Origin of the sequence: Poseidonocella pacifica, from assembly GCF_900111875.1 — a bacterium.
Taxonomy (GTDB): domain Bacteria; phylum Pseudomonadota; class Alphaproteobacteria; order Rhodobacterales; family Rhodobacteraceae; genus Poseidonocella; species Poseidonocella pacifica.
The window spans coordinates 339,921-366,446 of the sequence record NZ_FOJU01000004.1; the positions used below are offsets into that span (position 1 = coordinate 339,921).

Here is a 26,526-nt window from a genome sequence, read left to right on the forward strand (position 1 = left end):
CCCTCCCTGTTCGGTCATACCGTTATCACGATAGATCGCGGGTTCTAAATGAGTTCTTTTGCGATATTCATATCAGTATGGGTATAACAGCGGCCAATCGTATCAAACTCCGTCAACTTTCCGCCTTCGTGGAGGTGGCCCGCCGCAAGTCCGTCACCCGTGCAGCTGAGGCGCTGAACCTCACCCAACCGGCGGTCAGCCGCGCCCTTCGTGAACTTGAAGAGACCTTGGGCGGCGCGTCACTCCTCGTGCGCGAGGGTCGCGGCGTGCGGCTTACGGCTCATGGAGCAGCGCTCTTGCCCCATGCGTCGCAGGCCTTGGCGCAGGTCGAGCAGCTTTCAATGGCGGTGCTCTCTTCGGACCACGACACCGGGCCGCCTTTGCGCGTGGGGGCGTTGCCCACCGCTTCGGCCACGTTGATGCCCGAGGTGGTCGCGCGATTTCGCCAAGGGGATCTGCGCGCCCGGCTTTCGATCATAACTGGGGAGAATCAGGTTTTGCTGGAGCAATTGCGGGAGGATCGTCTCGATCTTGTCGTCGGGCGGTTGCCTGCGCCGGAGCAAATGCTCGGGCTTGCGTTCGACCCTCTCTATCGCGAGCGGGTTGTGGCATGTGTCGCTGTCGGCCACCCGCTGCTTGCGGCGCATGATGTGGTAAATTATGCGGATCATCCCATGCTTCTACCCCGTCCGAAGTCCATCATCAGACCTCTGGTTGATCGGCTGCTGATGGAGCAGGGGATCACGGTGCCCCGGGACGCGATAGAGACGGTATCCGACAGCTTCGGGCTTCGCTTTACGCGAGATTATGGGGCGGTCTGGTTCATTTCTGAGGGTGTGGTACGCGAGGCGCTACAAGATGGCAGCTTGGCGCGGTTGCCCCTTGATACCGATATCACGCTTGGCCCGGTGGGCCTTTGCACGCGCCAGAACGCCGAGCCGGGACCAGCGCAGCGACGGTTCTCGGCCCTCTTGCACGATGTCGGATGGGCGCTCTAGCTCGCCAGCATCCGAAGGCCCTGCGTCACGTCGGACCGGACCGCGAGGCGCAGGCTTGGTTCGTCGCCAGCTTTGAGCGCGGCAAGGATGAGCCGGTGATAGTGCGGCGGCTCGGTTCGTCGCAACTTGCCATAAAGCAGGCGCATGGTTGGTCCGAGTTGGAGCCAGACCGTCTCTGCCATCGCCAGCATGGCGGGCGCTTGGGCCCGCAGGTAAAGAGTGCGGTGAAATTCGAGGTTCGCCCGCAAATAGCCCGGCGCATCCTTGCGCGCGACGATGTCGGCGATGGAGTTGTTGATGGTCTGCAACCTGTCGATGAGGGCGAGATGCGCGCGCGGGAGGGCACGGCTGGCGAGTTCCACTTCGATGAGCGCGCGCAGAGCGGCGAGTTCTTCGATGCGCTCGTTGCTGAGTTCGGGTGTGCTGACGCGCCCAGACGCTGAGAGCGAAAGCGCGCCTTCGGCCACCAAGCGCCGCACGGCCTCTCGCGCGGGTGTCATGGAGACGCCGTATTCCTTGCCGATACCGCGCAGGGTCAGGGCCGTGCTGGGCGCGATTTCGCCATACATGATGCGCGAGCGGAGCGCGCGATACGTGCGGTCATGCGCGGCGGTGACGGGTTCAGACTGGGCGCGTTGGATCAACATGGAAGAACTGTGATCACACCGGCTCCGCAGGTCAAGTCAGTCGCCAAAGTGAAACGCCTGCAAGGACGCGCCCTCCCGTCTGAGCCATGCTCGAGCTGGGGCGGGATCGCCGTAGAGATGATGCACTGTCCGCCAGAATGCGCGGGAATGATCCATGTGCTTGAGGTGCGCCACTTCATGTGCGGCCACATAATCAAGGATCTCCTCGGGTGCCATGACAAGTCGCCAAGAATACATCAGGTTGCCGGCGGAGGAGCAGGAACCCCACCTGCTGCGCGTATCGCGCAGGGTTATCCGGGCAAAGGGCCTGCCCAGCTTTTCAGCGTAATGCCCGCTTGCGCTTGCCAGTCGGTCGCGTGCGAGCGTCTTGAGGAAGGCACGGGTGCGCAGACCCACGCGGTCGGCCGGCCCCGCGATATATAGCGAGGCCGCTCCGAGTTCTGTCCTGAGGCCGGGTACGATCTCGCGCGGGGTTCCCAGCACCGGAATGACGGATCCCGGGCTTACGCGTGTGGGGAGCACCCGATCCGCAAGCTGCGCCTCGAGCCACGCGCGTTTTTGCGCGGCAAAGGCGAGGCCTTCCGATTCCCGCACCCCGCGAGGCAGGGTCAGCGTCACGGCGCCGTCCTGTCGGCCCACGCGAAGGATGATCCGCCGCGCACGATCCGAACGGCGCAGATCCAGCGTGATCGGAGGCTCTCCGGGCAAGGTATGACTGGGCATTTTGCGATTTCGCTTTGACAGGTCGTGCCTGTTATGGCAGGTGCCACGGATTGGCCGCAAGGCCCGGCTGTCATCAAGTGAAAGAGGATCAGAGGATGCCCAAGGAAGAGTGGGGCACGAAGCGTGTTTGCCCGACCACCGGGAAGCGCTTCTACGACCTGAACAAGAACCCGGTCGTGAGCCCGTATACCGGAGAGACCGTTGAGATCGAAGCGGGCAAATCTCGCATGATCGCGGCGGATCCCGAAGATTCCGTGACCAAGAAGGCGAAGGCCAAGGAAGCGGAGACCGAGACGGAAGTCGTTGACGAGGACGACGTTGATGTCGAGCTCGACGATGATCTGCTCGACGACGAAGAGGACGACAGCGTCTCGCTCGACGAACTTGCGGATGTCGCATCCGACGACGACGACGATTCCTGACGACAATTTGCGCGCGGGATTTTTCGCTTGATCCCGCGCGTCGTTCCGCCTAATACGCGGCGCACGGTAAGGGGCCTTAGCTCAGTTGGGAGAGCGCTTGCATGGCATGCAAGAGGTCAGGGGTTCGACTCCCCTAGGCTCCACCAAATTCCCCCCTCGTAGAATTCCGTCAAATGGTACGTCGTCCCGCGTAAGCGGATCTGCGTCTACCCTCTTGGGGTGCATCGAGGCCTCCTCTTGAAGCGTCCGATCTTGCGGGATGCGCCGCAGCGCGGGTTAGTGCAACAACCACTCGAACGCTTGTCGCAACGCTTCTTTTCCACCCGATGAGATCGGAGCGCCGTGAGCCATCACAAGACGGTTTGCCGGCCAGTTCAGAATTCGCCTGACGCCCTCTCGCGCGGCGGTTTTGTCGCTGGTCGCCAACCGGAACTTGCGAGGCACAGACGGTTTGGTAGCGGTCATCAGATCGAGCCGGGCCACCACGGCTCGCCAGCCGCGATACCAGCCCCGTGGGATTTGCTGCACCAGATCCGCCACAATCACCGTCGCAGAGGCGCGGTGGAAAAACACCGCTTCCGTCGTGATCCGGTTTCCCCGCACGACAACCTGATCGAGGTCTCCGGCCCATGCCGCGTCTGGTTCATCGCCGAGGGTCGAGTGGATTTCAGTCCCTGCTATTTGCGGCGTCAGCCCGGGGGCGGCGTGGACGTGTGCATCTGGATAGGCCGCCGCCCATTCTGCGAGAAATGTGTGATGCAGGCTGTTGGGCGCGACCAGATGTCGGACTGGGCCCAGAGCGTCGACAGTGCTGCGAAGATCTTCCGTCAAGGCAACCGGCGACCAAACCCACAATCCGCCGTGACGCGGCAGGCGGATCACGACCATGCGGGTGGGAAACTCGAAGCCTGCCGCGCCCGTCACCGCGGGGCCATCAAAAAGCCAAAGTTCCGGGCCAAAGGTGGCCATAGTCGCAGTTCCCCAGAGAGTGCGCCCCCAAAGCTACAACTATTTGGCGGAAATTGCCACTTGCTGCCCCGCGAAGCAGACGAGGGTATCCCCAGATACCGGCCGGCTGACCGCTCGCATCTACGCTGAAGAGACGCCGGAAATGCCGCGGATTGCCAGGTGGGACTCTACCAACCACGAGCGCGTCGAAGTTGGTAGAGATACCGAACCTTATGCTTTGACCGTATCGAAGAAGAACCGGATCATCTCGACGCTCGCATCCGGGCCCTTGGGATCGGTATAGCTCCCTTCGGATCGGCCGCCGGACCATGCGTGGCCCAAACCTTCGATGCTCCACTGCTCCAGAACCGTCTGTCCAGTGCCCGTCTCGGCGATTGTGCGGTGGGCCTTGCGACCGGACATGTGCACTTGGGCTTCTGACTCGAAGGTTTGCTTCGGCCCGCTGTCACGCACCTGACGCGCGATGGCGTCGGCGTTGGACGGGTGGACGGTGGAATCCGCGGTGCCGTGGAAGATGATGGTCGGGGTCGTCGCGGCTTTACGGTCGCTCTGGGCGCTCATGTCGGTCCCCGCCATCGCGGAGAAAGCGGATGTCACGTCTTTTGCTGCGCCAAGGGGCAGGCCCGAGTGCGCGCCGATTGCCGCAAAGACGTCGGGATAGGCCTCCCCGAGAATGACGGCCATGGCCGCGCCGGCGGAGAGTCCGGCCACGAACGTGGCGCCTTTTGGAGTCCGCAGATCCGCGGCGACCTTTTCCGCCATTCCCGCAAGGATAGCCGGCTCTCCGCGGTCCCGCATCTGATCCCCGCGCCGGAACCAGTTCCAGCAGGATTGTGCATTCTCACCGCGCGACTGATGCGGGTAAAGGACTGCGAAGCCGTGTTCCTCGGCCAAGGCGTTCATGTTGGTGCCTGCCGCGAAATCCTCAGGAGATTGCGTACAGCCATGGAGCATCACAACCAGTCCCGTCACGCCCGACGGAGCAGACGCGGGAATATAGAGGCGGTAGTTTCGGCTGCCCTCTTCGCAGGTGTATGAACCGCGCTGGAATTCGGCCCCGGCAGGCAGATCCGCTTCGGGGGTATGTCCCTCCTGAAACGGTGTCTTCAGGCCCTGTAAAATCGAGGTGAAGTTCGGCAGGCCGGATCCAGTGTCGTCGGCCTGACCCGGGTTCCCTCCCGGTAGCAAACCATGCTGGGCGAGCGTCTTGTTCACGAGGTTGGTGGCATCCGGAAGATGCGCCGAACGCATCTTGTCCGTGGCCGCGCGCAGGGCGCCTACGTTCAGTTTCATCTGGTTCGATCCTTGCCTGTACTTGCCTGTATAAGTCGATGTTACGAGGGGAGACGTCAGCGTTTCATGCGGCCCGCACTAAGGCTCGATGCCGGGAGAACGGGAATGCGACGCTGGTGGTTCCCTGTGAGAGCGCAGCCGCTTCCGGCTGAGCATACGATTTTCGGGTGAACAACTCTTCGACGACTGTTCACAGTTTTGGGGCGCGGACGGCTCAGCACTATCATGTGGTGGCTACCAGCGTCCGAGATTCGAGCATGTTCGGCTCGAGAAACGGGGTTTGCTTTGGTCGATACCAATTAAGGAAGGCCGTCACCGCCAAGCGCCTTTAGGTCTGTCACATCCAAATGTAATCCGTATACCATCCGTGTGGATGATATATAGCTGCTGAACCTGTCACTACAAGGGGAGGGCGCAGCCCTTCTGCATCATGGCGGCGAACCCGGCGCGCTGTCCCGACACAAGATCCGCCCACCAGCGGAGCGCGGCAGGTGGGGGCGATGGGGTAGGACACTATCAGCTCTCGACGGCTCAGGTCTTGGGGCGTGACTTCGGTTTGGTCACATCGCGGACCATCTTGCCGAATGCGCGATCCTTCTCTCTGCGCTGAACGAGGCTCGCAGAATTGTACTCGTCTTCGGCCTGAAGCTTGCGCCAGCGGGCGAAACGCGCGGGATCAAGGCGATCTTCCGCCATGGCGCGCCGCACGGCACAGCCGGGTTCGGTCTCGTGGCGACAGTCCCGGAAGCGGCAGGTGGTGGCGAGCGTTTCGATGTCGTCGAACAACGCGGCGATGCCCGCGCCGGTATCGGTGAGTTGCAATTCGCGCATGCCCGGCGTGTCCAACAGGAGAAAACCTCCGGGGTTCCTGTGCAATTCGCGCCGGGTCGTCGTGTGCCGGCCCTTCGCGTCATCTTCGCGGATCGGCTGTGTCGCGATACTGTCGTTTCCAGCCAGCGCATTGGCGAGCGTGGATTTCCCCACGCCCGATGAGCCGAGGAACGCCACCGTCCGGCCCGGCAGGCACCACCCCGATAGGGCTTGCGCCGGTTCCGCGCCGCGCGCATCGAGCGCGATCACCTCCGCCCGATCCGAAATCGCGCGGGCTGCGTCGATATAGAACGACGGGTCATCGGCAAGATCGGTCTTGGTCAACACAATCACCGGCTCCGTCTCAGCCTCAAAGGCGAGCGCCAGGTAACGCTCCAGTCGTGCCGGATTGAAATCCTGGTTGCAGGACGTGACGATGAACAACGTGTCGATATTCGCCGCGATCAGTTGCACCTTGTGATCCCGGCCCGGCGCGCGGCGTTTGATGAGGCTTTTGCGCGTCAGAAGGCGGCTCGCACCCGGCTGCTCACGATCCAGAAGCAGCCAGTCGCCCACCGTCGCTTCGATGCCTGCCGGTATCCGCTCGTCGATACCGTCGCCTGCGACCTGAAGTCCGCTGCGGTGTACCGCAAGCACGCGGACCGGCGGTGTCTCCACGAGCGCGTCGGCGTCGATCTGCTGTGCGAAGAACGGGTTCCAGCCGAGCGCTTCTAGCGCTGTCAACTCGCGGCCGCCCGGTCCGGTCGCTTTGCCGCCCGGAAGGAAGCCTGAGAAGTCACGGACCATGTTGCGTTACACCCTGATGCTGATCGATCAACGTTAACCATGCCACACCCGGGCTACGGTGGGAACGGTCCACGCGGTAAAGACGTGGGTGTATCGGCAACGTTGTTCGGTCCCTCGTGGCGCGGCGAACGGAAATTCCTGTGCCGCGCCATCCGGTTTACCTCAGAGTTGCCTGGCCGTGATCGTATAGGCGAAGCTGCCGGGATCAAGCGCGTCGAGGCGCGCCCCGGCGACCTCGGCTTCGGGATACATCAGGAACGGCTCCGGGTCAGTGGAAGCGCCCGGCAGCGGAACGTCATGGGCGAAGTTGAAACCGACCCAATTGCCTTCCCACGCCCCAAAGAGCGTTTCGCGAACTGCTTCAACTTGCGGATGGCCAAGCGGGCGAGGCTCTGGCGGCTCTTCCAGCATCACCTTGCGTACATCCGCCGGATCCGCCGCGACCCAGCCGAACCCGCCCAGATAGACATCCGCCCGGCAATGCTGGGCCTTGGTGACGTTCTGGGAGCCTGCGCCGAGGCTCTTGTAGCCAAAGGCGGAGGGCGCGACGCGAATTCCATAGACATCTCGCGCAGGCAGTCCCGCCGCACGTGCGAGCCCTACATAGAGCGCGTTCAGATCGGCGCATTTGCCTGAGAGATCTCCGGCATGAAGCATGGTCGCCACATCGCCCAAGCCGCACCCGCGGGTTTCGGGGTTGCGTGCGGAGTTCTCGACGACCCAATCATAAAGGCGGCGCGCCTTTTCGAGGTCGCTCCGGGCATTCCCCACAATGCTGCGCGAGGTTTCGGCCACGATCCCATCCGTGGGGATCAGGGCCGTCGGCGCGGTGTAATAGGCCCGCTCATACTCGGTCAGTGGGACGGGGGCCGCCGTATTCGAAAGGTCCGTCACGCGGTCCTGAGCAGCGGCGGTCGCAACGACCTGCAATGTGCGTGACTCAACTGTCGAAGACCAGCGGGCATGAACGAAGCGCGCCCCGCTCGCCGGATCGCTGCGCAGCACGACGTCATCCGCGTTTCCAGTCCAGCTTGCGGGCTCTGCGCGCATCCAGTCGCCTTCGCTGATCGACGGGACAGGAACCCAGACCTGCGCCGGGCCATCGTTCTGGGGCAGGTCGATGCGGGTGGTCAACTCGAACCGGCGCCACCCTGAGGGGCTAGGATTGAACGCAGCCTCGCCAGAGCGGGGCAGGGTGAAGGCGGCGGCAGCCGCGATGCCGGATTTCATCAAAAGCCGTCGGTTCAACTGCATTGTGCGCACCTCACATCATATGATCGCCCTTGCCCTAAGCCGGGCGAGGCGCAAGCGCAAGATCAGGCCGCAGGCTTCAGGCTGGCAATCAGGTGGTGGAACTTCTCACCCTGCACCGCGACATGGGCCCTGATGGCATGACCTGCGCGGTCGGCATCCCCGTCTGCGATGGCATCAAGCACCTCATCATGCTCTGCCATGGATTGCTTCAAGCGGCCACGAAGACGCAGTTGGATCCGGCGAAATGGCTTTAGCCGCCGGTGCAGACGCAAACATTCCTGTTCGAGAAACCCGTTGCCAGACTGGCGATAGAGCATGTGATGGAAAAGCTCGTTCTCCGCGTAATAGCAATCGGCGTCCCGAGCTTCGAGTGCCGCGAGGCAGCGCAGATTGATGGCGCGCATCTCCTCAATGGCCTCGTCGGAAATGCGAACCGCCGCAAGGCGGGCGCAGGTGGCCTCCAGTTCCGCCATGACCTCAAACATTTCGATGATCTCGACGGGACCGGGCTGACGGACGAAGACACCGCGCCGGGGAATTTGCTCCACAAGACCGGACAGTGCGAGCCTTTGGAATGCCTCTCGCATCGGGGTCCGGGATACGCCGAAGCGCGCGGCCAGTTGCACCTCATCAAGGCGGTCGCCATTGCCGAATGTCCCGTCGAAGATCTTCCCTTCGAGCGCATCCGCGATGATATCAGAGCGTTTTCTTTCCACGATCGAAGTTTAGCAGGACGCCTTTTTGGACGCAAGAAAATCAACCTTGTATGCAAAACCCTTGACTGTGAATTTACGCTAGTGCGAAAACGTACACAGTTCGGTCCTTGATCGGACAATAAAGGGAGGACATCATGAAACTAGCAAACACCGCCACTCTGGCGGCGATGGCGCTTGCCGCAGGAACGCTTTCCGCCGGTGCGACCGACCTTCGCCTGTCGCATCAGTGGTCCGACAATGACGTGCGCCACAAGGTCGCCAAGATCGTTGCTGATGAAGTTGCAGCCGCCGATGTGGATCTCGATATCCGCATCTTCCCCACGCAATCGCTCTTCAAGGCGCGGGAGCAGTATACGCCGCTCTCTCGCGGTCAGCTCGACATGACCGTACTGCCACTATCCTACGCCGGCGGACAGCAGCCCGCCTATAACCTGACCCTCATGCCCGGCCTCGTGAAGAACCACGACCACGCCGCGCGGCTCAACGAGAGCCCCTTCATGGACGCGATCGAGGAGAAGATGGCCGGCGATGATGTGATGGTCCTCGTACACGGGTACCTTGCGGGCGGTTTTGCGGGCAAGGATGAGTGCATCACTTCGCCGGCCGATGTCGAGGGCAAGCAAATGCGCGCTGCCGGCAAGGCCTTTGAACAGATGCTGGCCGGGGCAGGGGCCTCCATCGCCTCCATGGCGTCGTCCGAAATTTACAACGCGATGCAGACTGGCGTTCTCGATGCGGCCAACACCTCGTCGTCGTCTTTCGTCAGCTATCGCATCTATGAGCAGGTCGCCTGCTATACCCCTGCGAGCGACTACGCGCTCTGGTTCATGTACCAGCCGCTCTTGATGAACAAATCCACCTTCGAGGGTCTCTCCGAGGATCAGCAGGCCGCGCTTCTGGCTGGCGCTGAAAAGGCGCAGGACTTCTACCTTGAGGAAGCGAAGAAAGAAGACGCCGAAAGCCGCCGCGTGTTCGAAGAGGCTGGTGTAGAAATCGCGGAGATGACCGAGGAGGACTTCAACAACTGGCGCGATCTGGCGCGCAAGACCTCCTATCAGGCCTTCGTGGACGAGACGCCAGACGGCGAAACCCTTCTCGATCTCGCGCTCAGCGTCGAATGAGGCTTCGGGGCGGGGCATGTGACCAGCGCCGCCCCCACGACACTACAGGGAGGACCATATGGCGAGCCACAGTTCGGCATCAATCGCGCGCGCGGGCGGCAATCCGTTTCTAAGGATCGTCGGCGCGATTTCCACTCTCGCAGGCTGGGTTTCGGCGGCAATGATTGTCTCGGCGGTGGCGATCACCTGCCAGATGATCTTTGTCCGCTTTGCACTCAACAAATCCACGGTCTGGCAGACCGAAGCCGTGATTTACCTCGTGATTGCGGCGACCCTGATCGGGCTGGCCTATGTGCAACGCTTGCGCGGCCACGTGAATGTCGACCTCATCCCGCTGGCCTTGCCGATGCGCGCCCGGAGGGTGCTTTGCATCTTCACGCTCAGCCTGTCGATCGCCATGGTCGGCACGATGCTCTGGTACGGATATGAATTCTGGCACTTCGCGTGGGAGCGCGGCTGGAAATCCGACACGGTCTGGGGCGTGCGGCTCTGGATTCCCTACCTTTCCCTACCCGTCGGCCTCGGCCTCTTTGCGCTGCAACTCATCGCCGATCTGGTGGCGGTGATCACCGGCGTCGACAATCCATTCGGTCTGGAGGATATCTGATGGACCCGCTCCTTCTTGGCGCGCTGGTCGCCATTTCCTCGATCCTCGTGCTGTTTTCCGGGGTGTCGGTCGCCCTTGGCCTGCTGATCGTCTCGGCCGGTTTTCTGATCATCTTCGACGGGATGCGCTCGCTTGAGTTGATGCCGGAGATCCTTTTCGGCAAGCTCGACAACTTTGCTCTCTTGTCGATCCCGATGTTCATCATCATGGGATCGTCCATCGCCTCCACCCGTGCGGGGGCGGATCTTTATGAAGCGTTGGAGCGCTGGCTTACCCGGGTTCCCGGGGGTCTTGTCGTGGCGAACCTCGGGGCCTGCGCGCTCTTTGCCGCCATGTCCGGGTCTTCGCCCGCCACCTGCGCGGCCATCGGCAAGATGGGCATTCCCGAGATGCGCAAGCGTGGGTACCCCGACGGTGTCGCAGCGGGTTCGATCGCCGCGGGCGGCACACTCGGCATCCTGATCCCACCCTCGGTTACGATGATCGTCTACGGCATCGCGACGGAAACCTCGATTGGCCGGCTGTTCCTTGCGGGCGTGGTGCCGGGGCTTTTGCTCGTTGTTCTGTTCATGGCATGGTCGCTCTATTCCACGTGGAAGTCGGGCAATGCGCAGGTTCTGTCCGCTGGCAGCTATACTTGGCGCGAACGCTTTGAGATCCTGCCCCGCGTTCTGCCGTTCCTCGCCATCATTGTCGGGGTTCTCTACGCAATGTACGGCGGCGTCGCCACGCCATCGGAAACCGCAGCGGTCGGGGCGCTTTTGTGCCTGCTCATCGCCATGATCATCTATCGTCTGTGGAATCCACGCGACCTCTGGGTCGTGCTGCGCGACAGCACGCGCGAGTCGGTCATGATCCTGTTTATCGTCGCAGCGGCGGGCGTGTTCTCCTACATGCTCTCCTCGCTCTTCATCACGCAGTCCATCGCCGAATGGATCGGGACACTCGATGTCAACCGCTGGGTGCTCATGGGGGCGGTCAACGTCTTCCTGCTCATCGCCGGGTTCTTCCTGCCGCCGGTGGCCGTGATCCTCATGGCCGCGCCGATCCTGTTGCCGATCATCACGACGGCGGGGTTCGATCCGATCTGGTTTGCCGTGGTCCTCACGATCAATATGGAAATCGGGCTCATTTCACCGCCCGTAGGGCTCAATCTCTATGTCATCAACGGCATTGCGCCGGACATCTCGCTAAAGACCATTCTGGTCGGCTCGCTACCCTTCGTGGCCTGCATGATCCTCGCGATTGTGCTGCTCTGCCTCTTTCCGGGGCTGGCAACATGGCTGCCGAACCTTGTCATGGGAGTCGCGTTGTGACGATCCTTGCCGATCTTCTCTCCACCGTGTTCGAACGGCGGCTCCGGCGCGCGCCAGAGTTGCAGGACGACCGGCCGATGCCGGAATTGACCGCCAAGTTGCTGGGAGCGACGGGGGAGATTTCCGGCCTGTCTGTCGCGCAAGTGATCTTCGATCGCTTCGAGCGCATGGAGGACGCTGAAAAGCTCGATTTCTTCCGCCATCTTGCGGTGGATCTCAATATCAGTGCAAGCCGCGTGCGCGAGGCGCTTTCCGACTATGAAGCCGCACCAACCAAGGCGACATATCGTGCGTTCATGGCTGCATCGGAGCCGCCACGACAGGAGTTGGTGCGCCGGATGAATCACGTCTCCGGCGCGACCGGCGCGCTGGTGCGCATGCGGGCCGACTTGCTCCGTCTGGGCCGTGAGGAGCCGGAATTGCAGGCGCTCGATCTGGACTTCCGGCACCTTTTTGCTTCGTGGTTCAATCGCGGCTTTCTTGTCCTGCGCCCGATCAATTGGTCGAGTCCGGCGGCCATTCTGGAAAAGATCATCGCCTATGAGGCGGTCCACGCGATCGACAGCTGGGAAGATCTTCGTCGGCGGCTCGCCCCGTCGGACCGGCGCTGTTTCGCCTTCTTTCACCCGGCGATGCCCGACGAGCCGTTGATTTTCGTCGAGGTTGCGCTGACCCGGGGTGTCCCCGGCTCGATCCAGACCCTGCTGGCCGAGGATCGTGCGCCGCTGGACGCGCACGAGGCGGACACGGCGGTGTTTTATTCGATCTCCAATTGCCAACAGGGGCTGGCCAGCATCTCGTTCGGCAACTCCCTGATAAAGCAGGTGGCCGCGGATCTGGCGGTGGAGTTGCCGGGGTTGAAGACCTTTGTGACCCTGTCGCCGATCCCGGGCCTGACCAAATGGATGACAGAGGCGGGGATCGATTTCGCCGCATCGGAGCCGGACGTTTTGCGCCGCTGCGGTGCGGGATACCTGCTTCATGCCAAGCGGCCCGATGGTCAACCGCTCGACCCCGTGGCGCGGTTCCACCTCGGCAATGGTGCGGAGGTGCATCAGGTGCACGGGGATGCCGACACCTCCCCCAAGGGCAGGGCACAGTCGGCCGGTGTGATGGTCAACTATCTCTATGATCTTTCCAAGGTCTCTCAAAATCACGAACGTTTCGCCGCCACGGGCGAGATCGTGGCCTCCGCCGAGGTACGATCGCTCGCCGATGCGGTTGAAAAACAACGACTGAAGGATTCAGCGTAATGGCAAACACGCTTTTTGACGCCTGCTTTGGCCGCCATGCCGGTCGCACTTCGCCCTTCCTCCATCTCCCCGATGGCAGTGTCCTGACCCATGCGGGGTTTCTGGCCATGGCGGCGCGGATCGCCAATGCTCTCAAGAGCCGGGGGCTGGAGCCGGGTGATCGCCTTGCGGTGCAGGTGGAAAAATCCCCCGAGGCGCTGGCGACCTATGCAGCCTGCGTGCAGTCGGGCGTGGTCTTTCTTCCGCTCAACACCGGGTACACCGGGGATGAGTTGGGGTATTTCATCGAAAACAGCGGGGCGCGGCTCGTCGTTTGCGACCCTTCGAAAGAGGTCGCCTTGCGCCCTCTCGCGGAGGGCCTTGGGGCGGGGCTTGATACGCTTGGCGACGGGGGTGACGGGTCACTCATGACGCTGGCGGCGGATCAGGCCGATACCTTTGAGACAGTGGAGCGCGGACCGGACGACCTAGCCGCTTTGCTCTATACCTCGGGCACCACGGGTCGCTCAAAGGGGGCGATGCTGACCCAAGGCAACCTGTTGTCCAACACGCAGGCCCTGATCGAGACGTGGAAGTTCACCGAAGCCGACGTGCTTTTGCATGCGCTGCCGATTTTCCACACCCACGGGCTTTTCGTGGCGACCAACCTGATCCTGGCCACCGGTGGATCGATGATCTTTCTCCCCAAGTTCGAGGTGGAGGCGATGCTGGCCGCTTTGCCACGTGCCACGACGATGATGGGGGTGCCGACATTCTACACCCGCCTGCTCGACGATCCCCGCCTTTCGCACGACCTTGTCGGTCATATGCGCCTGTTCATTTCAGGCAGCGCGCCGCTTCTGGCAGAAACGCACAAGGCATGGGAGGCACGGACGGGTCACCGGATTCTGGAACGCTATGGCATGACGGAAACCAACATGAACACCTCCAACCCCTATGAGGGAGAGCGCCGCGCGGGAACCGTGGGCTTCCCCTTGTCGGGGGTCGAACTGAAGGTGACCGATCCCGAAACCGGCGCAGAGCTGGCGCAAGGCGAGATTGGCCAGATCGAAGTACGAGGCCCCAACGTCTTCAAGGGCTATTGGAAGATGCCGGAGAAGACGGCGGAGGAGCTGCGCGAAGATGGGTTCTTCATCACCGGGGATCTGGGGCTGATCGATGCTGACGGGTATGTGCATATCGTCGGACGCAACAAGGATCTGATCATCTCGGGCGGCTACAACATCTATCCGAAGGAAATCGAGCTTTTCCTCGATGAGCAGCCGGGCGTGCTGGAAAGCGCGGTGATTGGCGTTCCGCATCCTGACTTTGGTGAGACGGTCGTTGGCGTCCTTGTGCGGAAACCCGGCGAAACCCCGGATTTCGATGCGATCTTGGAGGCCGCCAAAGTCGCGCTTGCTCGGTTCAAGCATCCGCGAAAACTGATCCTGACAGAATCTTTGCCGCGCAACACGATGGGCAAGGTGCAAAAGAACATCCTTCGCGATGAGCACAAGGACCTGTTCCTGCCCGCCTAGAGCATCGGCGCGCTCAGACGGAACACGCCTTCGAGGATGCGGCGCGCCAGCCCCGGACGGGTGACCCCTTCGGTACAGCGCGCCGCCTCGCTCTCTATCCAGCCCTCAAGCGATGCGACGCTCTGGGGATCATAGAGAAACAGGCTGTATTCGAAATTCAGCAGCATGGAGCGCACGTCGAAATTCGCGGTTCCGATCCAACCGGCATCGTCGATAAGCCCGGCCTTGGCATGCAGCATACCCTCGTGGCGCAGCACGCGGCCCCCCGCCCGGTCGAGCGCTCGCAGATAGGCCCCGCGCGCCAGATCCGCCACACGTTTGTTTGACCTGCCCGGCACCATAAGGCGCACGTCCAGCCCCCGCCGGGCAGCGGTTTCCAACGCCAGCGTCAGGGCCTCGGTCGGAACAAAATAGGGCGTCGTGATCCAGACGCGGCGCTGCGCCCCGTGGATGGCGTTGACCAGCCCATGATGAAGCGCATCGCAGGGCTCGTCCGGGCCCGCGGGCACCAGTTGCAACACCGCCTCCCCTCCGGCGGGGCCATGGCGGGAGCGATCATCGTTGAAGGCCGCGCCGGTCACGTCCCAGTCGGAGGCGAAGAGATCGATGAAGGATTGCACGGCGGGACCGGAGAGAGAGAAGCTCAGATCATACCACGCCTTGGGCCCTTCGCGCAGGTATTCGTTGCCGATGTTGCGGCCCCCTGCCCAGACGAACCTGTTGTCCACCAGTACAAGCTTTCGATGGTTGCGCAGGTTCATGTGGCCATTGTCCGGCGGATGGAGAAACGGCGAGAAAAAGCGCAATTCACCGCCCGCGGCGACAAACTTGCGCAAGGCGCGCCGCGGACGTGACAGAGACCCGAGCCGGTCGATGTTGATCCGGACCGCAACGCCCGCCTTCGCGCGTTCGGTCAGCGCGGCCACAAAGCGTTTGCCCGAGGCATCGTCGTCCAGGATGTAGAGAAGCACGTCGATCTGATCCTGCGCGTCGGCGATGATCGCTTCCAAGGACGCCAGCGCATCGGCCGGACCATCGTGCAGACGCAACTTGTTGCCGTCCGTGGCTGGCGGAGCGCCGAGACAGCGGAATGTCTCTGCCGTGCGATGCGGAGATTGCGCGGCGTGGCTGAGGTCGGTGAAGCGGAGGGGCGGAAATCTGGTCCCCTGCTTGCGGAAACCCAGCATCAGGAACACGGGCAGCGCGAGGTAGGGAAAGACGACGATAAAGAGAAGCCAAGCAGCCATGGATTGCGGCGTGCGCCGTTGCTGCAGCACAAAGACCCCCGCGACCGTGGCAAGCAGCACGCTGAGCACCACCAGCCCGTGTTGTGCTATGAGACTCAAGATCCAGTTCATCTATGCCCTTTCGTTTGCCCTCCACACGATGGTGCGCCCACGCCGGTTGGCAAGGTTTGTCCGCCCCCCGAGTGCTGGTCCCTTGACCAGATATCGCGGCAGCAATGCCACAATCGCCACTGCGAGACAGTTTATCCTTGTTCCCGGCGCGCGCTTGGCCTGAACTGCCCAGAGTATCTGTTTGAAAGACCTCGGGGAACATGGCCACGAAATCCGTCTCCTTCAGCGCGCGGCTGACCGAATTGCTCGCGTTCATTTACCCCGACCTCGATGCGTCGATACTGGCCACGCAAGTGATGGAGGCGTTCTGGCCCGAAGGGGTGCACCGCCGCAAACGTCCACGCGCACCCGGCAACAATCTGTGGTCACAGCGCGACGCGCTGCTCATCTCCTATGGCGACAGCCTGATCGACGGCACCCACAAACCGCTCGACGTGCTGCACGATTTCCTGCTGACCCATATGAAAGGCGTGATCAACGGCGTGCATATCCTGCCGTTCTTCCCCTTCACCTCCGACGACGGGTTCGCGGTGACGGATTATACCAAGGTCAATTCGACCCTTGGCGACTGGGAAGACATCCAGCGGATTGGCGGCGAATTCGCCCTGATGTCGGATCTCGTACTCAACCACGTCTCCAGTCAGGGAACCTGGTTCAACGCTTATCTTCAGGGCATCCCGCCCTATGACAAGTTTTTCTTCGAGGCCTCGCCGGATGACGATCTTTCGGATGTGGTCAGGCCGCGCACCAGCCCGCTGCTGCGGGAGGTGGAGACAAAGAACGGCACGCGCCATGTCTGGTGCACCTTCAGCCACGATCAGGTCGACCTGGACTACCGCAACCCAGAGGTTCTGCTCGAAGTGCTGCGCATCATCCGGCTGCACATCGACAACGGGGTGCGCATCCTGCGGCTCGATGCGGTGGCGTTCTTGTGGAAGGAAATCGGAACCTCCTCGATCCACCTGCCGCAAACCCATGCCATCATCAAATTGCTGCGGCATCTGGTGAACTATGCCACCGAAACCGTGATCCTGCTGACTGAAACGAACGTGCCCCGCACCGAGAACCTCAGCTATTTCGGCAAGCGCAACGAGGCGCATTCGGTCTATAACTTCCCGCTGCCGCCGCTGGTGCTGCATGCGATGATGTCCGGCACGGCGAAATACCTGCTGGACTGGCAGCGGGCAATGCCGCCCGCCCCGCTGGGCTGTGCCTATCTCAATTTCTCGGCAAGCCACGACGGGATTGGGATGCGCCCTGCCGAAGGGCTTTTGCCGCAAGAGGAAATCGACCGGATGATCGATACGGTGCGCGATCTGGGCGGTCTTGTGTCCATGCGCGCGCTGCCGGATGGGGGGGAGGCACCGTATGAGCTCAACACCTCCTTCTTCGAGGCCACCGGACGCACGTTCGAGGGGCCGGATGATCACCACGTTTCGCGCTTTCTCTGTTCGCAGACCATCGTCATGTCGCTTGAAGGGATTCCCGCCTTCTACATCCACTCCATGCTGGCGACGCCCAATGACCGGGATGCCGTACTCCGGCGCGGCATGAACCGGGCGATCAACCGGCACCGATGGAATTACCCGGAACTCAAGGAAAGCCTCTCTGATCCCGAGACGGTTCATGCCCGTGTGCTCAAGCTGGTGTCCGACCGGCTTCGCATCCGCGCCGAACAACCGGGCCTGCACCCGAACGCGACGAACTTCACCCTGAATCTGGAGCCGCGTATCTTTGGCATCTGGCGCCAGTCGCTTGACCGGACTCAGTCGATCTTTGCGCTGCACAACGTGAGCAAGGAAACGGTGGAAATCCCCGCGACGCAGATCAACCTGATCGACGATGAAGGCTGGATCGATCTGCTTTCGGGGGAGGAAATCCGCGCCGATCAGGGGGCAGTCGTCTTTGCCCCCTATCAGTGCCGCTGGATCAGCAACCTGCCGAGCTGACCTCAGGCATATTCTTCCTGATCCGCCGCGACCGCTTGACGAAAATCGCTGATGAGCAGGGGGTCAGCCGCATGGACCCGGTTCCACGTGGCGATAAAGGGTGTCTCCCGCGGGTTATCGAGGAACAGGTGCCCGGCCTTGATGATGTTCTCCGCGAAAACCTCGATGCTGCGCTCTTCGGCGTGGCGGTCGATCGTCAGGCCATTCATCCGTGCATCGTTGTAATAGGCTTCGAGGAAGTCGAGCGCCCGGCGGTGATAGGTTGCCTTCAGCGTGCGAAAAACGTTGGGCGTGAACACCGTGCCATCGGCGGCGAGCTTGCGATAGACCGCCTTGCAGATGTCGATGGACATGCGGTTGAGCCCGGCGTTGGCGTCTTCCGGCGAGAGATCCTGATGCTTGTGGTCATAGGCGTCGGAAATCTCCACCTGACAGATTGCGCGCGGCCCCAGATTGCGCCACGCCTCCGACAGAACGCCGATCTCAAGGCCCCAGTCCGACGGAATGCGCAGGTCGGGCAGCATGCCCGTGCGCATCGCAAACTCGCCCGACAGCGGATAGCGAAAGCTGTGCAGGTAATCGAGATAGTCGCGCTGCCCGATCACCATTTTCAACGAGACGAGCATGGGGCTAACCAGAAGACGCGTCACGCGGCCGTTCATCCGCACACCCCCGATGCGTGGGTAATATCCTTTGGAAAGCTGATAGGAAAAGTTGGGGTTGGCGACGGGATAGACCAGCCGCGCCAGCATTTCCCGGTCATAGGTAAGGATGTCGCAATCATGGATCGCCATCACCGCGCTATCGGCGCAGGAAATCAGATAGCCCATACAGCCCCAGACGTTCTTGCCCTTGCCCGGTTCCTGCGGAGCAAGGCCCAGATCCTCAAGCCTGCTCTGGATCTGTAACATCCGGGGGCTGTCGTTCCAGATCACGGTATGTTGCTGCGGCAGGACGGAGAAGAATTCGCGCGCATAGCGGTATTGCGCCTCATCCGCCTGATCCAGCCCGATGACGATCCGGTGCAGATAGCTGACCTGCGAAAGCTCCTTGAGAATGTTGGTCAGCGCCTCGCCTTCAAGCTCCGAAAAGAGCGAGGGAAGGATGAGGGAGATCTTGCGCGTCTGGGAAAAGGTCTCCAGTTCGTAGATGAGTTCCTCGGACGGGCGCGAGCGCAGATTGTGGAACTGGACGACGGTGCCGTCCTGGTGGAAATCGGCCATTCAGGCGCTCTCCTGCAATTTCAATTCTTGAACGACATCCAGCACAGCCTTGTTCCATCCCGCAGGACCAGCAAGCTCGGTGCGCCGGATGCTTCCGTTTTTCTCGCCCGGCAACTCGGGAATGCCCGGTCCATGATCATTCCGGACGATCACCCCGAAATCGGCCAGTTCAAGCATCTCGGTATCGTTGGGGGCGTCCCCGAGGGCAAGCGTGCGGGCCGGCTGGTACTTGGTGATGATCCCCGCCATCGCGCCTGCCTTCGTCCCGCCAAAGGACAGGGTCAGGAACCTGCCCCCCCGTCTCGCGGCGACCCCGTGGGTGGCAAGCGCGGCCAGAAAGCTCGCCTCGTCCTCGTCGGTCCCGCTCCAGAGTCCCGGCTCGCTGTGGCTGCGATCCCCCGCTCGGGCGGCGGCTTCGAAATCCAGCTTGGTGTGCCGCATGATCTCATCCACGCCCATATCGCCGAACCCCCGAAACATGCGCCGAAGGTCCGCGGGTATCTCCCTGAGCGCGGCGCGCAGCGCCTCATAGGCGTCGCGGTCATCCACCGTATCGGCACCGGGTTCCAGCGTGGTCGCGCCGTTTTCGACGATGGCGGGCCACTCACTTAGCCCCAGTTCCGCCTGTAGTGGGGCAATCTCCGCCGCAGTTTTGGAACTGGCAAGGACGACCGGAACGTTCAGCGACTTCAAGAGCGCGAGCGCCGGGGCCGCGTCAGCGCTGGAATAGCTTTCATGATCCAGCAGCGTTCCGTCGAGATCGGTGAACACCATAAGTTGCACGGGGATCCTCCTCCGGCTTTTCGCGGAATATATGGGCCGAGACCTCTTGGGGAAAACCTTTTTCTGAAATGGGGTGCAGCTTTCCGCTTGAAGCAAGAAGCCTGGGGCGGTTCACGGTCGCGCGCTGGGGCAGATTGAAGGGTGCAGTGCGCGCAGGGACGCGCTCAACCTTCCACTGCAAGCAAGGCGGCGTGATGCTCCGCCCGGCCTTCGTCGGTTCCGTCCGTGAAGCTCGCGACCGTGCGCCCGTGGCTTGGAAAGTGATACACCGCGTTGACGCAAAAGGGCCCGCCCCCAGTGTGCCCGAATGCCCGGCCCGCTTGCCCCATGGTCCCGCTCATCAGGCCAAGTCCATAGCCGCAATCCGTCCACGGGCGCCCCGCCAATGCCCCGCCCAGCCAGCGACGGTCCAGCATCTGTGTCCTCCCCCACGAGGACAAAAGCGCCCCTTCGGCGAACCCATGCAATAGCCGCGCCGCATCGTTGGCCGAACCGACAAGACATCCATGATAGACCCAGCCGGGATCATAGCCGTGGCCCGCCGGCCAATGCACCGTCGCCATGTCAGAGAGGTCCGCGGCGAGTGCCACGCTGCCAAGGTCCAGCGGTTTGGTAATGAGGTCCGCGACCAGCCGGGAAAACGGGCGCTGGGCGACCTCCTCGATCCGCTCCCGCGCCAGCATGTAGCCGACATTGGAATATGCCCAACCCGCACCGGGCGCGAAGAGCGGACCTTGCCCCCGCACCGCATCAACCACCCTCTGCCGCGTCCACGGCGCACGGCCCGCCGCGACATCCCGGTGATACTCGGCAAGCCCGCCGTAATCGCGCAGCCCGGCGCTATGGGCCAGCAGTTGCCGCAAGGTGAAATCTTCGCCGGGCAGGGCGGCATCCAGATCCACAGAGCCATCTCCGGCCAGCGCCACGGCGCAAATTGCAATGACGGTCTTGGTAAAGCTCCAGTAGGGAAAGAGCGCGCCCGCATTCCCGATGCCTCCGGATCGCCCCTCACGGTCAATCCAGACGGCATGATGCTCCGTGCCCGCCATCAGCGGGGCAGGGGCGCGTGTCGCCCCGGTGTCGCGCCCCGCCCGCTCAATAGGGGTTCTTCGGATGACGATCCGGCGAGAGGGAGGCGTTTCGTTCCTCCACCAGTTCCTCGATGGCATCGGCCAGATGTACCCGGTCGATATGCCCATCGCCCCGCGCCACCCGCAGATGATGCGCCCGCATCAGCACCTCCGCATGGCGGCAACCTTCGGGCGGCTCGAACCGATAGGCGGCAAGCTCCACCAACAGCCCGACCGGATCACGGAAATAGATGGAATCCATAAAGCCACGATCCTTGGGGCCGGAGTGTTTTACCCCGCGCGCCTCCAGCCGCTCCGCCACCTGCCAGAAGCTGACCTGACTGACGTTGAAGGCGATATGATGCACACAGCCCGGATCCTGCGGCGCAGGTTTTCCCCGCGGCTTGCGATCCTCGCTGGTAAAGACCGTGATGAGCCGACCATCGCCGGGATCGAAATAAAGATGCCCCTGATCGGGTGCGTCGAGGTTCGGCTGATCGAAGATGAAAGGCATCCCGAGCACTCCTTCCCAGAAGTCGATGGTGCTCTGCCGATCTGCCCCGACAAGGGTGATGTGATGCACCCCCTGCGTCTGGATCTTGCGGTAACTGTCCTGGGCCATCCTGCTCCTCCTGAAAAGCTGTCCCGCGTTACACTAGCGCGATCCACATCCCTTGGCACCGCGCATGTTTCCCCGCTTGCCATGAAGTATCGGCATCGCTAAAAGCCCGCTCGTGTGCCGCTGTAGCTCAGATGGTAGAGCAACGCATTCGTAATGCGTGGGTCGGGGGTTCGAGTCCCTTCAGCGGCACCATCGCAAGCTGAATGCCCAGAAAACCACTCTAAATTCAGACTGTTAGGCAAGTCTTGCCGCGCTGGTCGCCGCGTCTGTGCGCATGGACCGAAGCGCCGCATTCTCGCAGTGCGCGCATCCCTCCGGCTTCGGCCGCGATTCCAGCGGCGCGTTGCTGCGTTGATCACCGCCCATTGGGCCCGCCCCACGGAACGGGAGCAATCACGCGGCAAAATGCTATCCCAATCGCCCTGAATGGGCCTTTTCGGGCAAAGGTTCATCCCGCCCCCGCACTCGCGGATCCCGGCGCCGGCGGGCAATTACGCGCCTTTATCTATACGAATTAGAACGTGAATAAATATTTAGATTTCATTAACCTAAGTCCTCAGTGTTGTTTTGAGGATTCTATGTTCGCGTCCATTTTCCAAGGCCTCACATCGCTTTTGCTGGCCGGGGCCTTCTTTTACGCCATCCTCGTCGCAGACTGCCTGCGATTCCGGCGGCGGGCGCAACAGGTACTCATCGGGCTGGTTTTCGGCGTGCTCGTGGTTTCGCTGTCCATGACGGCGTATGTACTCGAACCCCGGGGCGTGCGGCTCAATGCGATCGCTGGCCCGCTTGTCTTTGCGGGCTATCTGGGCGGCCCTTTGAGCGGATTTCTGGCCGGGACGATCGGGGCCATTTTCTCGCTTTCCAAGGGTGGGCCAGTTCCCGTCGTCGGTGTCTTCATGCAATTGGCCATTCCTACTGTCGGGATGCTCGTCGCCTACCTGCGCCCGCCTGCGAACTGGCCGATGATACCGAAACGCGCCATTCCTCCAATCATCATCGGGTTTCTGACGCTCTTCATCTTTCCAATCCTCTATGTCGGGTCCTCCTTTCCGGGGGGTGGGGGCTATTTGACGGCGGCGCGGTCTGCGCTGATCTTCATGGGTGTCGGCATACTCTCCATTTTCGTGACGTGGCAAATCCTCACCTACGCCACGCGTTTTGCATTCGATTCCGCGCGCGCCGCAGAATTGTCGCGGCGGTTGGATCTGACGCTTCGCCATTCCGGGATGGGGATGTTTGAGCGGACGGTAGGGGAATCGGACGTATATTTCGATGCGGGCATGGCCGCGGCCTATGGGCTGGATATCAAGCCGGGGATGGTGCCGATGTCCACGTGGGCCGCGCTGATCCACCCTGACGATCTTCCCACATTGCAAGCTGAATTCGCCAAGGCCGACTCCGGCGAGCGGGAGCGCGACCGCATCGATTTCCGTATCATCCGCACGGATGGCGACGTGCGTTACATGCGGGCACACTGGGTCGGGGGTGGCCTCAGGGATGGCAAGCCAACCCGCGTGTTCGGGGTACAGGCCGACCTGACCGACATCCGCGCGTCGGAGCGGCAGCATCGTGAAACCGTCGACCGCATCGCCGTCATCGCGGAAAACCTGCCCGGCGTGATGTTCCAGTCCGACGTGACGGACCGGAACAATACCAAGCTGTTGTACGTCAGCCCCAAGTGCAAAGAGATATGGGGGTATACCGACGAGGAAATCTATGCCGATCGCGGCATCTTTGCCCGGTGCCATGATCCCGAGGATCTGCCGCGTTTCTACAAGGCGATGAGCCAAAGTGTTGAGACGGGCAAGAAGGTCACGCACCGGTTCCGCATCACCGCGCGCGATGGCACCGTTCGTTGGCTCGACTATCACGGCGCCAGTTCCACCAAGAATGGGCGCGTTCTGCTTGAATCCATCGTGCTCGACGTGACCCGAGAGGTTGCCGTGCAGGAACAGGTGGAGAAGGAACGCGAAATCTCCTACCGCGCCCAGAAATCCGAGAGCATCGGCATGCTCACCGGCGGGGTAGCGCATGATTTCAACAACCTGCTCGCGGTGATCCTCGGCAATCTCGAACTGCTCAGCGATGAGAACGATCCGGAGATGAAAGCCCGCCTGATCGGCGCGGCAACGTCGGCAACCATGCGGGGCGCCGACCTGACCAAAAGCCTGCTCGCCTTTGCGCGCAAGGCGCGGCTCAAACCGGAGGTGCTGCATCTCAACACGGTGGTGAGTGAGGCCAAGAACTGGATGGGCCGTGCCCTGCCAGAGAGTGTTGCGGTGGAAACCTCGCTTTTGGCCGGGCTATGGCCGATCAAGGTGGATCGCACCTCACTCGAAAGCGCGCTGCTCAACCTGATCCTGAACGCCCGCGATGCGATGGACAACGCCGGCAAGCTGACAATTGAGACCTCCAATGTCCGCATCGATCAGGCCTATGTGGATTCCCGACAAGAAGAAGTCCCGCCGGGGCGCTATGTCATGCTCGCCGTCAGCGACACTGGCTCCGGAATCAAGGAGGAGGATATTGCCTCCATCTTCGAGCCATTCTTCACCACCAAGCCCCAAGGGCTGGGCTCGGGTCTTGGCCTGTCGATGGCCTTCGGATTCGTGCGTCAATCGGGGGGAACGATCCAAGTCTATTCCGAGGTGGGCGAGGGCACGAGCTTCAAGCTCTATTTCCCGGTCGCCGAAGATGCCGATGTGAAACCCGCCGGGACTGGCCGCGCGCCAAAGCCTGCCGTCGGAACCGGCAAGCGGATCCTTCTGGCCGAGGACGAAGATCCGGTGCGCGAAACTCTGGTGACCATCCTTGAACGCGCAGGCTATGACGTGACGCCCGCGATGAATGGCGATCACGCCTTTGCCCTCTTTGAGGCCGATCCGACATTCGATCTCTTGCTGACCGATATCGTCATGCCGGGGGAGCTTCAGGGCACGCACCTCTCCCGCGCCGTTCGGGCAATCAGGGATGATCTGCCCGTCGTCTTCATGTCCGGATATGCGAGCGAAGCCACGGTGCATGGCAATGGGCTTCGCCCAGAGGATATCCGCCTGATGAAACCCGTCCAGCGCGAAGACCTTTTCGCCGCCTTGTCAAACGCGGTCCGTCGCAACCCTGACTGAGGGGCTGGGCGGGTTAATCCCGCCCCCGTGCGCGCCGTTAATCCGGCCCGACCGCGCGAAGGGAGTCATACAAATGTCATACGCGAGTCATACGCCTGTCATACACGCCGTTTGGCCTGTTTTCACAGGTTAACCCGCCCGTTTCCGGGGGGTGCCGTTCAACCGTGTGTATGACGCTGCGCGCGGTGGTTTAATCCCGAAGCCCGGAAAACCGCGTCGCCCAATCCTCGCGCTGATCGTCCGTGATCTTGGCAAACAGGGTCTCCGGCACCGTGAAGGCATGACCGGGCGCAAGGCGGCTCAACGCCGTCTCCATATCCGCCGGCCAACCGTCAGTCTCGACCCCCATGGCCTCCAGCAGCGCGGCTGATGCATCGGGGATGAAGGGTGCCGACAACACGGCATAAAGCGGGATGAGGTTAAGCGCCAAACGGATCTGCGCCGCTGCCTGTTCGGGGTTTTCCTTGAAGGTCGACCACGGGGCGGCATCCTGCAAATACTCGTTCCCAAGCACCCACGCGGCCCGCAGCGCCGCCGCGGCCTTGCGGACCTCGATGGCGTCCATATGCCCTTCATAGGCCCGGACCTGCGCCGCGATATCGGCAATAAGCTGTGCCTCGCGCGCGCCCAGCGCCCCGCCCGTGGGAACCTCTTCCCCGAACTTGGAACGACAGAATTTGGTCACGCGGCTGACGAAATTCCCAAGGACATCAGCAAGATCCTTGTTCACCGAGGCTTGGAAATTCTCCCACGTAAATTCGCTGTCGGAGCTTTCCGGCGCATGGGACAGAAGCCACCAGCGCCAGTAATCCGCAGGCAGGATCTCCAGCGCCTGATCCATGAAGACACCGCGCCCTTGGCTGGTGCTGAACTGGCCGCCGTCATAGTTCAAGTAGTTGAAGGATTTGACATAATCCACCAGCTTCCAAGGCTCGCCACTGCCCAGAATGGTCGCGGGGAAAGAGAGCGTGTGGAACGGCACGTTGTCCTTGCCCATGAATTGCGTATAGCGCACGTCGTCCGCGCCCTTGTCGGTACGCCACCAACGTTCCCAATCCGTGCCCTTGCCCGCATCAACCCATTCCTGAGCCGCCGCGATATATTCGATCGGCGCATCGAACCACACGTAGAAAACCTTGCCCTCCATGCCGGGCCAGTCCTCTTCGCCGCGCTTGACGGGAACGCCCCAGTCGAGATCTCGGGTGATCCCGCGATCCTGAAGCCCGTCGCCGTCATTCAGCCATTTCTTGGCGATCGACGTCGTGAGGATCGGCCAGCCCTCGCGGGTATCGATCCACTCTTCCAGCTGATCTTTCATCTTCGACTGGCAAAGATAGAGGTGCTTGGTCTCGCGCACCTCAAGATCGGTGGAGCCTGAAATCGCGCTGCGCGGGTCGATCAGGTCGGTCGGGTCAAGCTGCTTGGTGCAGTTCTCGCATTGGTCGCCGCGCGCCTTGTCGTACCCGCAGTTGGGGCAGGTCCCTTCGATATACCGGTCAGGCAGAAAACGCCCGTCCGCGTTGGAAAAGACCTGCTTTTCACTGACTTCCCGGATCAGCCCGGCCTCGGCCAGACGTCCGGCGAAATGCTGTGTGAGCTTCTGGTTCTGCGGCGAGGACGAGCGCCCGAAATGGTCAAAGGACAGGCGAAACCCCTCGGCGATCCGGGCCTGAACTTCGTGCATTTCGGCGCAGTATTCGGCTACCGGCTTGCCCGCCTTGGCGGCGGCAAGTTCCGCCGGCGTGCCATGCTCGTCGGTGGCGCAGAGGAACATGACCTCATTGCCGCGCCCGCGCTGATACCGGGCGTAAAGATCGGCAGGCAGTTGAGAGCCGACGAGATTTCCGAGGTGCTTGATCCCGTTGATATAAGGGATCGCCGAGGTGATGAGGTGTCTGGTCATGTCCGGGCCCTTGTCCGACGTGTTGGCGCCTCCTTTA

22 protein-coding genes and 2 tRNA genes are annotated in these 26,526 nt (G+C 62.0%); 11 read left to right on the top strand and 13 right to left on the bottom strand.

What is annotated here, in order from left to right; all coding sequences use genetic code 11:
* Nucleotides 1-77: 77 nt before the first annotated feature.
* Nucleotides 78-998, top strand: coding sequence for a pca operon transcription factor PcaQ (gene pcaQ / locus BM234_RS13640; protein WP_092065905.1), 921 nt, complete (start codon nt 78-80; stop codon nt 996-998).
* On the opposite strand, the gene BM234_RS13645 is transcribed toward pcaQ, so the two are convergent.
* Nucleotides 995-1,645, bottom strand: coding sequence for a GntR family transcriptional regulator (locus BM234_RS13645; protein WP_092065907.1), 651 nt, complete (start codon nt 1,643-1,645; stop codon nt 995-997). The genes pcaQ and BM234_RS13645 overlap by 4 nt on opposite strands.
* 36 nt (nt 1,646-1,681) lie before the next feature.
* The gene (locus tag BM234_RS13650; protein WP_092065909.1) at nt 1,682-2,368 is read right to left on the bottom strand and encodes a M48 family metallopeptidase; all 687 of its coding nucleotides are present in this window, start codon (nt 2,366-2,368) and stop codon (nt 1,682-1,684) included.
* A gap of 95 nt (nt 2,369-2,463) precedes the next feature.
* On the opposite strand from BM234_RS13650, the gene BM234_RS13655 reads away from it, so the two are divergent.
* Together BM234_RS13655 and BM234_RS13660 are read left to right on the top strand one after the other, a co-directional pair.
* Nucleotides 2,464-2,790 (top strand): TIGR02300 family protein, encoded by a 327-nt coding sequence (locus BM234_RS13655; RefSeq protein ID WP_092065911.1) that lies wholly within the window; start codon nt 2,464-2,466, stop codon nt 2,788-2,790.
* A 70-nt stretch (nt 2,791-2,860) separates the two neighbouring features.
* Nucleotides 2,861-2,936 (top strand) — tRNA-Ala (locus BM234_RS13660).
* A gap of 130 nt (nt 2,937-3,066) precedes the next feature.
* Here BM234_RS13660 and BM234_RS13665 read toward each other — a convergent pair.
* The 5 genes from BM234_RS13665 to BM234_RS13685 form a co-directional block, all read right to left on the bottom strand.
* On the bottom strand, nt 3,067-3,759 hold the full coding sequence (locus BM234_RS13665) for a DUF4336 domain-containing protein (RefSeq protein WP_092065913.1): 693 nt from the start codon (nt 3,757-3,759) through the stop codon (nt 3,067-3,069).
* A gap of 210 nt (nt 3,760-3,969) precedes the next feature.
* Nucleotides 3,970-5,052 carry an extracellular catalytic domain type 1 short-chain-length polyhydroxyalkanoate depolymerase gene (locus BM234_RS13670; protein WP_092065915.1) on the bottom strand — a complete coding sequence of 361 codons (1,083 nt, stop codon included), beginning with the start codon at nt 5,050-5,052 and terminating at the stop codon, nt 3,970-3,972.
* Between the two features lie 531 nt (nt 5,053-5,583).
* Entirely contained in the window at nt 5,584-6,669 is a 1,086-nt protein-coding gene (gene rsgA, locus BM234_RS13675) for a ribosome small subunit-dependent GTPase A (RefSeq protein WP_092065917.1), read from the bottom strand.
* Between the two features lie 162 nt (nt 6,670-6,831).
* Entirely contained in the window at nt 6,832-7,923 is a 1,092-nt protein-coding gene (locus BM234_RS13680) for a transglutaminase-like domain-containing protein (RefSeq protein WP_175501274.1), read from the bottom strand.
* Nucleotides 7,924-7,985: 62 nt separating this feature from the next.
* On the bottom strand, nt 7,986-8,639 hold the full coding sequence (locus tag BM234_RS13685) for a GntR family transcriptional regulator (protein WP_092065919.1): 654 nt from the start codon (nt 8,637-8,639) through the stop codon (nt 7,986-7,988).
* Between the two features lie 134 nt (nt 8,640-8,773).
* On the opposite strand from BM234_RS13685, the gene dctP reads away from it, so the two are divergent.
* From dctP to BM234_RS13710, 5 genes are read left to right on the top strand one after another with little or no spacing between them, the layout of a single operon-like run.
* Nucleotides 8,774-9,760: a TRAP transporter substrate-binding protein DctP gene (gene dctP / locus BM234_RS13690; protein ID WP_092065921.1), complete on the top strand. Its 987-nt coding sequence runs from the start codon at nt 8,774-8,776 to the stop codon at nt 9,758-9,760.
* A gap of 58 nt (nt 9,761-9,818) precedes the next feature.
* Nucleotides 9,819-10,367, top strand: coding sequence for a TRAP transporter small permease (locus BM234_RS13695; RefSeq protein WP_092065923.1), 549 nt, complete (start codon nt 9,819-9,821; stop codon nt 10,365-10,367).
* On the top strand, nt 10,367-11,683 hold the full coding sequence (locus tag BM234_RS13700) for a TRAP transporter large permease (RefSeq protein ID WP_092065925.1): 1,317 nt from the start codon (nt 10,367-10,369) through the stop codon (nt 11,681-11,683). The genes BM234_RS13695 and BM234_RS13700 overlap by 1 nt, the downstream gene beginning before the upstream one ends.
* Nucleotides 11,680-12,936: a malonyl-CoA decarboxylase gene (locus tag BM234_RS13705; protein ID WP_092065927.1), complete on the top strand. Its 1,257-nt coding sequence runs from the start codon at nt 11,680-11,682 to the stop codon at nt 12,934-12,936. The genes BM234_RS13700 and BM234_RS13705 overlap by 4 nt, the downstream gene beginning before the upstream one ends.
* Nucleotides 12,936-14,453, top strand: a complete 1,518-nt coding sequence (locus BM234_RS13710) for a malonate--CoA ligase (RefSeq protein ID WP_092065929.1) — start codon at nt 12,936-12,938, stop codon at nt 14,451-14,453. Before BM234_RS13705 ends, BM234_RS13710 begins: the two co-directional genes overlap by 1 nt.
* On the opposite strand, the gene BM234_RS13715 is transcribed toward BM234_RS13710, so the two are convergent.
* A complete protein-coding gene (locus BM234_RS13715) occupies nt 14,450-15,811 on the bottom strand; it encodes a phospholipase D-like domain-containing protein (RefSeq protein ID WP_092065931.1) in 1,362 nt (453 codons plus the stop codon). The two genes, BM234_RS13710 and BM234_RS13715, sit on opposite strands and share 4 nt — an antisense overlap.
* Before the next feature lie 200 nt (nt 15,812-16,011).
* Between BM234_RS13715 and BM234_RS13720 the strand changes: the two genes are divergently transcribed.
* A complete protein-coding gene (locus tag BM234_RS13720) occupies nt 16,012-17,760 on the top strand; it encodes a sugar phosphorylase (protein WP_092065933.1) in 1,749 nt (582 codons plus the stop codon).
* Nucleotides 17,761-17,762: 2 nt separating this feature from the next.
* On the opposite strand, the gene BM234_RS13725 is transcribed toward BM234_RS13720, so the two are convergent.
* From BM234_RS13725 to BM234_RS13740, 4 genes are all read right to left on the bottom strand, one after another.
* On the bottom strand, nt 17,763-18,983 hold the full coding sequence (locus BM234_RS13725; RefSeq protein WP_092065935.1) for a glycosyltransferase family protein: 1,221 nt from the start codon (nt 18,981-18,983) through the stop codon (nt 17,763-17,765).
* The gene (locus BM234_RS13730) at nt 18,984-19,757 is read right to left on the bottom strand and encodes an HAD hydrolase family protein (protein WP_175501276.1); all 774 of its coding nucleotides are present in this window, start codon (nt 19,755-19,757) and stop codon (nt 18,984-18,986) included.
* 173 nt (nt 19,758-19,930) lie between these two features.
* Nucleotides 19,931-20,815, bottom strand: a complete 885-nt coding sequence (locus BM234_RS13735; RefSeq protein WP_092065939.1) for a serine hydrolase domain-containing protein — start codon at nt 20,813-20,815, stop codon at nt 19,931-19,933.
* A gap of 46 nt (nt 20,816-20,861) precedes the next feature.
* The gene (locus BM234_RS13740; RefSeq protein WP_092065941.1) at nt 20,862-21,458 is read right to left on the bottom strand and encodes a VOC family protein; all 597 of its coding nucleotides are present in this window, start codon (nt 21,456-21,458) and stop codon (nt 20,862-20,864) included.
* Nucleotides 21,459-21,574: 116 nt separating this feature from the next.
* Between BM234_RS13740 and BM234_RS13745 the strand changes: the two genes are divergently transcribed.
* Nucleotides 21,575-21,650 (top strand) — tRNA-Thr (locus BM234_RS13745).
* 386 nt (nt 21,651-22,036) lie between these two features.
* Entirely contained in the window at nt 22,037-24,586 is a 2,550-nt protein-coding gene (locus BM234_RS13750) for a PAS domain-containing protein (RefSeq protein ID WP_092065943.1), read from the top strand.
* Nucleotides 24,587-24,776: 190 nt separating this feature from the next.
* Here the strand turns inward: BM234_RS13750 and metG are convergent, their stop codons facing one another.
* Entirely contained in the window at nt 24,777-26,489 is a 1,713-nt protein-coding gene (gene metG, locus BM234_RS13755; protein WP_092065946.1) for a methionine--tRNA ligase, read from the bottom strand.
* Nucleotides 26,490-26,526: the final 37 nt, after the last annotated feature.